The 12,251-nt window shown below is 60.5% G+C and carries 10 protein-coding genes and 1 pseudogene; 4 read left to right on the top strand and 7 right to left on the bottom strand.

What is annotated here, in order from left to right; translation table 11 throughout:
• Window positions 1-24 precede the first annotated feature (24 nt).
• The gene (locus tag OX460_RS05400) at window positions 25-633 is read right to left on the bottom strand and encodes a hypothetical protein (RefSeq protein WP_289897946.1); all 609 of its coding nucleotides are present in this window, start codon (window positions 631-633) and stop codon (window positions 25-27) included.
• Between the two features lie 189 nt (window positions 634-822).
• Between OX460_RS05400 and OX460_RS05405 the strand changes: the two genes are divergently transcribed.
• Both OX460_RS05405 and OX460_RS05410 read left to right on the top strand, forming a co-directional pair.
• Complete coding sequence (locus OX460_RS05405; protein WP_289897947.1) at window positions 823-1,731, top strand: DUF535 family protein; 909 nt, start codon at window positions 823-825, stop codon at window positions 1,729-1,731.
• Between the two features lie 137 nt (window positions 1,732-1,868).
• On the top strand, window positions 1,869-3,221 hold the full coding sequence (locus tag OX460_RS05410; protein WP_289897948.1) for a serine hydrolase: 1,353 nt from the start codon (window positions 1,869-1,871) through the stop codon (window positions 3,219-3,221).
• Between the two features lie 170 nt (window positions 3,222-3,391).
• On the opposite strand, the gene OX460_RS05415 is transcribed toward OX460_RS05410, so the two are convergent.
• The 4 genes and pseudogenes from OX460_RS05415 to OX460_RS05430 all read right to left on the bottom strand — a co-directional run.
• Complete coding sequence (locus tag OX460_RS05415; protein WP_289897949.1) at window positions 3,392-5,107, bottom strand: DUF262 domain-containing protein; 1,716 nt, start codon at window positions 5,105-5,107, stop codon at window positions 3,392-3,394.
• Between the two features lie 57 nt (window positions 5,108-5,164).
• Window positions 5,165-5,533: a hypothetical protein gene (locus OX460_RS05420; RefSeq protein WP_143451577.1), complete on the bottom strand. Its 369-nt coding sequence runs from the start codon at window positions 5,531-5,533 to the stop codon at window positions 5,165-5,167.
• A complete protein-coding gene (locus tag OX460_RS05425) occupies window positions 5,530-7,098 on the bottom strand; it encodes an EAL domain-containing protein (RefSeq protein ID WP_289897950.1) in 1,569 nt (522 codons plus the stop codon). The genes OX460_RS05420 and OX460_RS05425 overlap by 4 nt, the downstream gene beginning before the upstream one ends.
• Before the next feature lie 218 nt (window positions 7,099-7,316).
• Window positions 7,317-8,816: pseudogene (locus tag OX460_RS05430) on the bottom strand (MFS transporter); the annotation flags it as partial.
• A gap of 81 nt (window positions 8,817-8,897) precedes the next feature.
• On the opposite strand from OX460_RS05430, the gene OX460_RS05435 reads away from it, so the two are divergent.
• Entirely contained in the window at window positions 8,898-9,773 is an 876-nt protein-coding gene (locus OX460_RS05435; RefSeq protein WP_289897951.1) for a LysR substrate-binding domain-containing protein, read from the top strand.
• A gap of 2 nt (window positions 9,774-9,775) precedes the next feature.
• Here the strand turns inward: OX460_RS05435 and OX460_RS05440 are convergent, their stop codons facing one another.
• Window positions 9,776-10,345: an XRE family transcriptional regulator gene (locus OX460_RS05440; protein ID WP_289897952.1), complete on the bottom strand. Its 570-nt coding sequence runs from the start codon at window positions 10,343-10,345 to the stop codon at window positions 9,776-9,778.
• Window positions 10,346-10,425: 80 nt separating this feature from the next.
• On the opposite strand from OX460_RS05440, the gene OX460_RS05445 reads away from it, so the two are divergent.
• Window positions 10,426-10,962: a GNAT family N-acetyltransferase gene (locus OX460_RS05445; RefSeq protein WP_289897953.1), complete on the top strand. Its 537-nt coding sequence runs from the start codon at window positions 10,426-10,428 to the stop codon at window positions 10,960-10,962.
• 8 nt (window positions 10,963-10,970) lie between these two features.
• Here OX460_RS05445 and OX460_RS05450 read toward each other — a convergent pair whose 3' ends face one another.
• A complete protein-coding gene (locus tag OX460_RS05450) occupies window positions 10,971-12,161 on the bottom strand; it encodes a low temperature requirement protein A (protein ID WP_289897954.1) in 1,191 nt (396 codons plus the stop codon).
• Window positions 12,162-12,251 lie beyond the last annotated feature (90 nt).

Here is a 12,251-nt window from a genome sequence, read left to right on the forward strand (position 1 = left end):
TGCCTGTGCCTGTGTGCGCCTGCCTTACGGCGCGGGATCGGCCATGCAAGCGGCCAGCGAGCTGATGAACTGGTCGCGCAAGGCCTGGTACTGCGCATCCGTCGCGAATTCCTGTTTGTCCGCCGGCTGGTTGAGCAGATAGGCGGTGGCGACCGTCCCGCTGGCGGCATGCAGCAAGGTATATAAACTGATGATGCCCGCCGATTGCGTGACATTGGGATTGTTCAATCCTAGCACTTCCACGCCCTGGCGCGTGTCCGTTTCCAGCGACACCAATTGGGGCGCCTTGCTGTTGGCGGCCATCTGCTGCATCTGCGCCACGATGGTGTCGCGGTCGGCGGCAAACCTGCCTTCGGCGCTGCGTTCGATTTTCAGGTTCACCAGGGGCAAGCTGCCCTTGCGGAACAGCATCAGCCGATAGCCATCGGCCGTCGATACCTGCCCCTCTCCCGTCGCCAGCTTGACGCTGCGCGTCGTCACGTGCGCGGGCAAGCGGTCCTGCTGCCGGAACTGGAACTCGCTGCGGTTGATGCATTGCGCCAACGGCCCCAGGGGATCGGCCGTGCGGTCTTGCGCCTGGACAGCCAGGGCGGCAACGAGCATGGAGATGGCAAGCAATGGGCGGCGATTCATGAGCGGCATCAGTCCAGGAGTGAAGGTGCCGCGAGCATAACCGTCCATATTGCCAGAAGGCAAATGTTTAGTTGCCATCCTCTAAATGCCCGCGTGCATGGCTTCTTAATAGGAAATTCACCTGGCCCGCGTAGCATTCAGATTGGCAAGGCTCTCATTGTGCAGCGCCTGCCCTTTTCCGGCTGAATCATGAATGACATCGCTTTACCCCTGCACCACGGCGCCGCCGTGCCGCACCCTGCCAGCGGCCACCGCCTGAAAGCGGCGCTGGGCGCCCTCTTCTTTCCCCGCCAGCGCACGCGCTGGCAAGCTTTCCTGGGCAGCATGCCCGGCCTGAATTCGCTGGCGCAGCTGCATCCTTGCTTGCGCTTCAAGATTTACCGCCCTTACGCCTCGCGCCGGCTCGGTTGCGCGGACAGACTGGCCTTGCTGGAAGGCCATTACCGTTTCCTGTGGCAAGCGGGGGCGCGCGCCCTGGTCGAGCGGGCCGCGCGCCAGCCCGTGGTGCTGGCCGCGTTCGAAGGCAAGGATGGGGCGCTGTACCGCTTGCAGCTGACGGCCATCCACGACAGCTACCGCGAAGGTGAACTGTGCCTGCGCCTGACGCGCGACGGCCAGCCGTTCTACCTGGCCAGCTTCCTGTTCCTGCCGCGCGCCGATGGCGTGTCCCTGCAACTGGGCGCGCTGCAAGGCTTGCGCTCGGAAGCGGGCGCGCAAGCCGTGAAGGCGGCCACGCGGGCGCTGCACGGTTGCCGCCCGAAAAACCTGATGGTGACGGCGCTGCGCGATTTCGGCGATTTTTTTGCCTGCAATAACCTGTTTTTGATCAGCAATGACAACCGCATCGCCCTGAATGCGCGGCGCCGGCGCCATATCGCCGCCGATTACGACCTGGCGTGGCAGGAATTGCATGCCTTGCGCATGCGCGACGGTAATTATCACTTGCCCTGCGCACCCTACCGGGCGCCGGACCTGGCCGACGTGCCATCGAAGAAACGGGCCGATGCGCGCCGGCGCGGTGAATTGCTGCAGTGCATGTCTACCGACATGCGCGCGCAGCTGGCGTGCCTGCTGGAAGCGCCGATGGCTGAACATTGAGCAAACGCAAGCCTTGCCATACCGGCAAGCATAAAACTCAGGCAACCTTCATGTTGGGCCCGTATCCTTCACCAGGCATGCCAGCCACCTTCCCCATGCGCCGGCGTGCCTTCGATCCACTCTGGACAAGGTTACCCATGACACCCACTTTCGCCCTCCTCCCCCTTTGCCTCGCCGGCAGCGCTGCACTGGCCGCCCCCGCGCTGGACGACGCCGTGCGCCAGCGCGCGGAAGAACTCACGCGCACGGGCTTGCACGCCAGCATCGTCATCGCCGTGATCGAAGGCAAGGACAGCGCCGTGTATGGCTTTGGCAGCAGTCAGGCAGGCAAGAGCGCCAAGCCTGGCGCCGACACCGTCTACCAGATCGGCTCCGTCACCAAGACCATGACGGCCTTGCTGCTGGCCAACGCCGTCGTCGATGGCAAGGCCAAGCTCGACGAGCCCGTGGCGGCCTTGTTGCCGGGCTATACCGTGCCTGCCTTCGATGGAAAAACGATCAGCCTGCTCGACCTGGCCACGCATTACTCCTCGCTGCCGCGCCTGCCCGACAACTTCGCGCCCAAGGACCCGGCCAACCCGTATGCCGATTACACGGAAGCGAAGCAGCGGCAGTTTCTTGCCGCCTACCACCTGCCGCGCGCGCCAGGCACGGCCTTTGACTACTCGAACATCGGCTACGCCGTGCTGGGCACGGCCCTGGCGGCCCAGGCCGGCACCAGCTATGAAGCGCTGCTGCAAAAGCGTATCGCCGTGCCGCTCGGCATGCGTTCCACCTCGAACAAGCCCACGCACGGCATGCTGGCGCGCCTGGCGCCCGGCCATCTGCTGTCGGGCGAAGCCACGCCCGCCTGGGATTTGAATGTGGTGGCGCCGGCCGGCGGCGTGTATTCCAGCGCCCGCGACATGGTCGCCTACCTGCAGGCATATATGTTCAAGCCGCTGCGCCCGTATGCGCTGGCGATCCAGCCGCAGCGTCCGGTGGCGTCCGGCGACGACACGAAAATCGGCCTGTCCTGGCTGCTGGAACAGCGGCAGGGCCAGGCCTACGCCTGGCACAGCGGCCAGACGGGCGGCTACAGCAGCTATGCGGCGTTCACGACGGACGGCAAGCGGGGCGTGGTGGTGCTGACGAATACGGCGCGCGACGTCGATGCGCTGGGCTTGTCCACCTTGCTGCCCGGTACGCCCCTGCCGCCGCTGAAAAAGCCGCAAGCGGCCATCGACGTGCCGCGCGCCGCGCTCGCCGAGTACGTTGGCGAATATCCACTGGACAAGGATTTCACCTTGACGGTGAGCCTGGGCAAGCAAGGCCTGGAAGCGGCCGGCACGGGCATGGGATCCGCCCCCTTGTTTGCCAGCGCGAAAGACCAATTCTTCTTCCGCGCCATCGACGCGGAACTGGCGTTTACGCGCGATGCGGCGGGCAAGATCGCCAGTGCCGTGCTCAAGCAAAGCGGGCAGGACACGGTCTTGCCGCGCAAGGAGTAATAAGACCAAGCCTCGTCTGTAGGCTTGATCTTGCGTCTGCAATTTTTAATCAATTCCCACGTTAATGCATAAATACTAGATAGAAATTACTTCCTACGCACCGCTTAAGAAAATAAAATATCTTGCCACAATGGAAAATAATTCATACAACCGCATAAAAAAAGAAAGTTCTATAGTTGAACACTATTATAAAGATGTTGGGCAATACTTCTTGCCCTATCTTGAACTCCAGAACTTTCGGGAAATTTCTCTCCAACTAAAGCCTTGGCCAATGGATAACCCTTTCCCTCTAATTTCTTAATTTTCTCAGAAACTGTTAAGTTCATAAGTTCTTCTGAATTTGTTTTTTCATCAACCAGTAATAAATTTCCTATGCTGCTAACAACATCAGAACTTAACCCATCCTTCATGGTTGATTCTGAAATTATATGCTCAATACTCATTGCATCATGATTTATGTCAATTCCACCAAACTTGTCGCCAAATTGTTTTGAAAGACAATACTTAATAATGCCCTTATTTTTTGTCTTACTAGATAAGTAAGATAACTCTAAAAACTTCACCTCAAATTCCTCATATTGCGGTAATTTTGTCCTCAGGGAATTAAAGAGACTAGATATAATGGCCTGAATGTCATCATTTCCTTTCGCTCCGGTTAGGGAAATCGCATGACTCGAATACGTTGTAGCAATAACACCTGACGATCTCTGCGAAGTAATAGCATTAAATACAAAATGAAAATATTCTAGCTTCCTCAGGCACGCCTTTAAATTTCTTAAGGTGAGTCGCTTTTCATAATAGGCTCGCAATAGAGCCAGTGTCATAGATGATTGTTGCTTCACCTTAAATAGTCTTAATGCCTTAAGAGACTCTCTGACATCAGTTTCTTCCCTGCTCCACTCATGGGCACCAGGATCGATCAATTTGCAATAAATAGCTGCTGCATGATTTAATTTCTTAAGTAAATCATTCGCATTCTTTTCATCCTCGGATACATATTTTGAAATTGCTGAAAATAATTTCTTGTCAGTAGTGTAGTTGTATTCAGAGATCCAAAAATGCAAAAGAAATGAGTCAATTATTTCCGACTCACTTGCATCATCGAATTTCCTAATCAATGAATTCCAAGATTCTTTCGCCGAATCCAATTTCGCGTTACCTTCCTTTATCTTGCTTAACAATAGATTTTTCACTAAATCCGATGTACGCAAATCACGTCCTCGAGCATTTAAGGTTTCAAATATCAGATGCGCATCACTTTTATTGTCTAGCTGAATAAAAACAAGCTTCAAGGATAGCACCTTATCCCGAATTTCCTTCAACTTTAGAATGGGGTCTGGAACATCTACCGGAAACATACTTATTTGACCACCACTTTCGGAATTGGAGGTTGGAACCTCATCCTCCAATCGCGCACAAATAATCTCAAATGCATTTTTTAACTTTTGTTCCTCAATTCCCACATCGCAATCTATTTTTAAGCCATTGAAAGATTGAATGTGATCTTGGAGGTAAGGGAATGATGTATCGGCATCTAATATGAACTCAGCCTCATTATCTATGTTCGGTTGCTCAACAAATTTATGTACACCTTTTGCCAGATTATCTTCACCCAGTCTTAAAAAGGAATTCCTTATTGCAGACAGCATAAGAGTAATAGTCGTTAATCTCTGTTGACCATCGACAATTCCAAAATATGGCTTTCTTTCCTGGTACACGACCATCGATCCAATGAAATAATTTTCTGAAACATCATTAATTATATCGTTCCAAAAATTTTCCACTTCATCTCTTTCCCAAGAGTAAGGGCGTTGGAAGCGTGGTATCTGGAAATATCCTAGTGAGAAAATGTCTTGTATTTGCTTATCGTGGGCTTCAATTTTCATCTGAATTTAACTTGAAATTTAATAAATTTTAGGGTGATAAGAAAGAATATTTCTCGTTTACAATGATGTCTTTGAGATTTCACCATCAAGCATATAGTTTTCGATTACTTTTATCAATTCAAGTCGGGATTTTGTTCTAAATTCTCCCAGAAATACTTCAGAATTCATTTTTTTCTTATCTTGACGATCAAATGCCACTTTGCAAAATTCAACAACGAACTCGCCATCGGGATCGTCTTCCGGCTCGAAGTGCGAATTGAAACAGTAACCGCTGTCGCGGCAGCTGCCCCACAGCAGCAATGCGCTGCTGAACCATTCCATGGTGTCCGGCCCCGGCTCCACTTCGAACAGGGTGTTGACGGTGATGTGCCAGCCTCCCGGTACGCGCAGCGGCTGCAAGGGATAGGGAAAGCGTGGCGGTTTCACGGGGACGGTGGCGCGCGGCGCGTTTGATAAAAGGCGAGGAATTGCGCTGCCGGCAGCGCTTTGGCGAACAGCCAGCCCTGGCCGAATTCGACTTTGCGTTCCAGCAAATAATCGGCTTGCTGCTGCGTTTCGATGCCTTCGGCCACGATCAGCATGTTCAGGGTGCGGGCCATGGCGATGATGTGCGGCGTGACGCTGCTGGTGGCGGCGTCCGTGCCGATGGTGTCGACGAACGATTTGTCGATTTTCAAGGCGTCGAGCGGCAGGTTTTGCAGGCTCGACAGGCTGGAATAGCCGGTGCCGAAGTCATCGATGGCCACGGCGTGGCCGCGCGCCCTGGCCTTTTCGATGGTGGCGCGCGCCGCTTCCACGTTGATGAAACCCCGTTCCGTCGCTTCCAGCCAGATCTGCTGCGCCTCGATGCCCGTGCCGGCCAGCGCCCGCTCCAGCACGTCGAGCACGCGGCCCGTTTCGATATCGCTGGCGCACAGGTTGATGGCGATGTGCAGGTCGCGGTCGGCCAGCAGCGCGGCGCGCATGTCGGCGATGACGCAATCGATCACCTGGTCGGTGATGGGTAGAATCAGATCGCCTTCCTCGGCCACGGGGATGAACAGGTCGGGCCGTATCATGCTGCCATCGGGACGGCGCCAGCGTATCAGCGCCTCGGCGCCCACGCACACGCCCGTGTCGAGGGCGATGATCGGTTGATAATGGACAAAGAATTCGCGCCGGTCGATGGCGATGCGCAACTCTCCCATCAGCGACAAACGACGGCGCGACAGCCACACGACGATGCCGACGAGGAAGGCGGCCATCAGCAGGCCCAGCGGCAAGAGCAGCAGCTGTTCGCGCCGCAGCCTGTCGTTCAGCTTGCTGCGCGGTTCGATCATGACGGCCGTCAAGCCGTCGCGATACAGCATGGCATGGATGCTGCCGTCCGGTACGGCGCCGGCCGCCGCCGGCTGGCCGGCCAGCAAGGCTTGCACCAGCGCCGGGTCCGGATGGTGCAAGGTGTCGAGCACGCCCCGCTTGCCGATGGCCACGGCCATCTGGATGTCGCTGTCGACGATGACGTCGGAAAAGCGCACGGGATCGATCAGCACCTTGTAGGCGCGATACGACAGCCCCACCATGCGCTTGCCGCCGCTGACGACGGGGCGCAGGTCGAAATCGAGGCCCATGCCATTGTCCAGGGTAAAGTCAGCGGGCGTGACGGCGATGCGCTCTTCCTCGATGCCCGTGGACGTGCATTTGAGCAAGCCGTTTTCCACATAGCCGATATCGTCGATGCTGCGGGTAGTGATGGTGATGCGGCGCAATTGCTGGACATGGGCTTCCGAACACGGCGCCAGCTCCAGCGCATCGGCGCTGCGCAGGGCCATGCTGGCCGAGGCGATCGAACGGTGGGCGCGCTCGAGCGCGTAACCGGCCAGCAGGCGCAGGCGTTCCTGCTCGCCCTGCTCGGCCCGCACGGACGACAGGTAAAAGGCCAGGCTCAGGGGAGCGGCCACGCCGATGACGGCCACCAGCACGCTGGTGATGATAATGCGTTTCCTGCGCATGCGATTCTCCGCACCGAACATAAGCTACTGCGCGTCGCGATTTGCGGCTTCCGATGCTCACTGTGCATTCGCACAGCTCCGCTTCTCAGCCACAACTCACTGCCGCTCGCTACGCTTCTGTTCGGCGCTCTTGATTGGTCGTGTTATATGATTGCCATGTATTTCCTGATGGCATCATATTACAAGCAGAGGCCGCGCACGCAGAACTTGCTGAACAGTTACACTTTTTCCAGCGGCCTTGCCAGCACGAACACCAGCGCCGCCACCACGGCCGCCAGTCCGCCAGCCAGGTACAGCACGCTGGCAAAGCCGTCGATGAAGGCGTGCCGCGCCGCTTCCTGCGCCACGGATTGCAGGGCGGGCGGCAGCTGGCCGAAGGCGTCGGACGCATTGCCTGCGACGATGCGCCCGATCATTTCCGGCGAAGCCTTCAAGCCGTGCAGCCACGCCAGCTTCTCGAACGAGGCGGCCGTGCGCATGGCCAGCACGGCGCCCAGCGCGCCCACGGCCAGCACGATGCCGACGAAGCGCGTGGTGGTGCTGATGCCGGAGCCCATGCCCGTGCGTTCGCGGGGGATGCAGGCGAGGATGGCCTTTTGCGTGGTGCCGTTGAGCAATCCGGCCCCCGCCCCCGTGACGACCATGCCGGCCGCCACCCAGCCGTACTGCAGGCTGGCGGCGGCCAGGGCCGTGGCCACGTTGCCCGCGGCGACGATCAACAGCCCCGTCACGAGGATGCCGCGGTCGTCCAGGTAATGCATGGCGCGCGGGGCCAGGCGCGACAGCACGACCATGGCGACGGCAAACGGCAGCATGGCGCAGCCGGCCAGCACGGCGGAAAAGCCGAAGGCGTTCTGCAAATACAGGGGCAGGAACGTCATCATCACCTGCGCGGCGATGGCGTAGCCGAACATGCCCAACACGGCGCCGACGAACACGCGCCGGCCAAACAGGGATAAATCGACCATGGGCGCGCGCTGGCGCCGCTCCACCAGCACGAATACCAGCAGCAGCGCCGCGCCGGCGGCAAAGCGCAGCAGGGTGGCGCGGCTGGACCAGCCCGCCACGCTGGCGTCGATCAAGCCCCAGATGATGCAGAACAGGCCGGCGGAAAACAGCAGCGCGCCCGCCGGGTCGAAGCTGGCGTTGGACGCATCCTTCGATTCATCCACGTGCCTGCTAACCAGCCACATCAAGATGGCCACGACGGGCAAGTTCAGGTAGAAAATCCAGCGCCAGTTGATGGCGCTCGTGATCAGGCCACCCAACAGCGGCGCCACCGTCATGGCCACGCCCATGGCCGCGCCCCACACGGACCAGGCCCGCGCCCGCTCCTTTTCCGCATGAAACGTGTGGCCGATGACGGCCAGCGCGGAGGTGAGCAGCAGCGCAGCGCCAAGGCCCTTGACGGCGCGCGCCACGTTGAGCACGAACGGCGTCCAGGCCAGGCCGCACAGCAGGGACGCCAGCGCGAACACGGCCAGGCCAAACAGCATCACCCTGCGCCGTCCCAGGCGGTCGGCGATGCTGCCGGCTGGCAACAGGAATGAGGCGAACGCCAGCATGTAGGCGCTGACCACCCATTCCACGTCGACGAAGCTGGCGTTGAGCGAGCGGGCGATCGACGGCAGGGAAACGGCCACCACGTTGGTGTCGAGCATGATCAGCGCGCACACGCCCGAGCACGTATATAAGGTCCAGTTGGTATTCTTCATGCCCCGATTGTAAGCACGCTTGTATTATTTCCTGTTATAAGATGATCGCCTTATAATTCACTGATGGTGAATACAGACAAAGACATGGAATTACGGCATTTCCGCTGCGTGCTGGCCGTCGCGCACAGCCTGCACTTCGCGCGGGCCGCCGCGGAACTCGGCATTTCGCCGCCCGCGCTGACCAAGCAGGTGCAGGAAACGGAAAGCTTGCTCGGCACGCGCCTGTTCCAGCGCAGCAAGCGCGCCGTGGCCCTGACGGCGGCCGGCGAACTGTTCGTCATCGAAGCCACCCGCGCGCTGGGGCAGCTGGCGCAGGCGCAGGAAGTGGCGCGGCGGGCGGGACGGGGCGAGCTGGGACGGCTGGAAATCGGCTACGTGGCCTCGGCCGCCTACTCAGGCGTGCTGCAAGACCAGTTCGCCCGCTTTCGCGCCAGCCACCCCGGCATCCACATCGGTGCGCGCGAATACGCGATGGATGCCCTGCCCGGCTTGCTGGACCAGGGCCGGGTGGACCTGGCCTTCGTGCGCCCGCCCCTGCACTTGCCGGATGGACTCGACAGCGTGGTCTTGCTGCGCGACCGCTTCGTGCTGGCCGTGCAGGCCGACAGCCCGCTGGCCCGCCTCGGCGTGGCGGGACCGGCGGCGCTGGCGCAGCAGGCGTTCATCGTGCCGGAACAGGAATTGGGCACCCTGGAGGCGAGCCGGCGCGGCGGCTTTGCGGCGCAGGTGGTGTCGCGCCCGGGCAGCCTGGTGGCCGTGCTGACGGAAGTGTCGCTGGGCGTGGGCTGCGCCATCGTGCCCCACTCGGTGATGGCCAGCGTGCAATTGCCCGGTGTGGTATTCCGCGAGCTGGAAGGGCCGCAGATCAGCTCGGAAATCGCCGTGGCCTTCCGCCGCCACGAACAGGCGCCCGCCGCGCGCGCCTTCATCGCCCAGCTGCGCGCGGCGGCGCTGACTTAAGGTCAAACCCCTTTCAATACGGCCACGGCGTAGGTGCAGGCCGTGGCCGTTTCATTCCTGAACACGCAGTCGGCCGGCGGGCCCAGTTCCAGGCAGTCGCCCTCGTCCAGCACGTGGCGGCTCTCCCCTTCGATGAAGACGAGGCTGCCGCTGAGCGACCAGATGAGTTGCCGCCGCGACGCATAGGCGGCGGCCGGCATGGCCACCACGGCGCCGGGCGGCAAGGTAATATGCACGAGGTCGAGCGGCATGTCGGACGCGGGCGACACGTGGCGCCGCACATAGCCGCTCTGCGGGTCGATCCACACGGGCTGCTCAGCCTGGCGCAGCAAGCGCCCTGCGCGCATTTCGGCGCGGGCGATCAATTCGGACATGCTCAGGTCGAAGGCGCCCGACAGGCGCGCCAGCAAGGTGGCCGTGGGGCTGCAATCGCCCCGCTCCACCTTGTGCACCATCGCGCGCGACACGCCGGAGCGGGCCGCCAGCTCCGTCAGCGACCAGCCCAGGCTTTCCCGCTCGAGGCGTACCCTGGCGCCGATGCGCTGGTTCAATTCGTCTGGTTTAGTGGACATAATCAGGATTTATTGGACAAAAGCGTTGGCGGCAATCTATGATTTGTCCATTATAGTAGACGCCTAGCAAGGAGAGCAACATGCAGATACGCGATGCCCACGCGGGCGACATCGAGGCCATCACGGCCATCTACAACGATGCCGTCAGCAATACCCTGGCCATCTGGAATGAACGGACGGTCGATGCGGCCAACCGCGCCGCCTGGCTGGCCGACCGCGAAAAGGCCGGCTATCCCGTGCTCGTCGCCATCGATGCGGAAGAAAATGTGGCCGGCTACGCCTCGTTCGGCGACTGGCGCCCGTTCGAAGGTTTTCGGCATACGGTCGAGCATTCCGTGTACGTGCGCGCCGATCGCCGCGGCGCCGGGGTCGGCAAGGCCTTGATGAGGGAATTGATCGCGCGGGCGCGCGGCCTGGGCAAGCACATGATGGTGGCGGGCATCGAAGCAGGCAATGCCGGCTCGATCGCCCTGCACAAGCAGCTGGGTTTCGAAGAGGTGGGATTGATGCGCCAGGTGGGCACCAAGTTCGGCGCCTGGCTGGACCTGGCGTTCCTGCAGCTGCAACTCGACACGCGCAGCGATCCGGACGGCATTGCGCCGCCCGGTCAAGGGTAAAACAGACGTCAGGGATCGATCTCCGGCGGCGGGCGACGCAGCGCCATATGTTCCCACACGGCCACCAATACCAGCACGCAGCTGGTGATGCAGGCCAGGGTCAGGGGCGAATACAGCCGGCCATACGCCATCGGGATCAGCGCCAGGATGATCAAGATGCCCAGCAGATGCGACAGCGGCGGCGTGGCGCGGTCGTTGCTGACCCATTTAAACAAGGCATTGCCCAGCAGATACAGGATCGGGCCGCCCAGCAAGGCGCTGATGCCGGCGAAGCTCGCCTCGTCCGGATGCACGAGGGCCAGTTCGTCGGCCACGGCGGAAACAATCACGCCGCCCACGATCAGCACGTGGATATACGTGTAAGCCTTGCGGGCGATGCGGCCCGGGTCCTTCGAGTGGGCGATGCGGTGGTGGCCCGCCTCGGCGCCCGTGTCGAAATAGATCCACCACATGGCGATGCTGCCGACCAGGGCCGACAAAAAGCCCAGCCAGTTGGCGGCCGTCCATTCCAGGCCGGCGAAGGTGGCGCCCGTCACCAGCAGCGATTCGCCCAGGGCGATGATGACGAACAGCGCGCAGCGCTCGGCCATGTGGCCGCCGTCGACATCCCAGTCGGCCGTCGAGGAACGGCCCAGGCCCGGCGTGCCGAACTGCATCCAGGGACCGGCCAGGTCGATCAGCAGGGCCGCGCCCCACCAGAAGATGCGCTGCTCGGGCGACGCGATGCCGCCGGCGATCCAGAAGATGCCGGATAGCACGGCCCACAGGGCGATGCGCTGGAAATTGCGGCGGCGCGACAGTTCCTCATGGCGTACGGCCCACCAGGCGAACAGGGGGCGGCCCACCTGCATGGCGACGTAGGCGCCCGCAAAACCGAGGCCCCGCGTGCCGAACGCTTCGGGAATCGAGGCCGACATGAGCAAGCCGCCCAGCATCATGGCGAACAGGCTGATGCGCACGGGAATGCGTTCGGGATCGAGCCAGTTGGTGATCCACGAGGTAAAGATCCACACCCACCAGACGGCCATCAGCAGCAGGCCCGTCTGCAGCCAGCCCATGGCGCTCAGGTGCGCCAGCAAGCCATGCGACAGTTGCGTGACGGCAAATACGAACACGAGGTCGAAGAACAGCTCGATCATGCCCACCTTGCCGCTGTCCTGCACGCCGCGCTGGCGCAGCAGGGAAATGCGATTATTCATTTTTTTCCTTGCATAAATACCGGACCGGCGCCCGCGGCGCTGGCCAAAACGGCACGATGATAGCAGATGGGGATGGCGGCCATGGCGACG

The organism is Janthinobacterium sp. SUN033, from assembly GCF_030397595.1.
GTDB lineage: Bacteria > Pseudomonadota > Gammaproteobacteria > Burkholderiales > Burkholderiaceae_D > Janthinobacterium > Janthinobacterium kumbetense.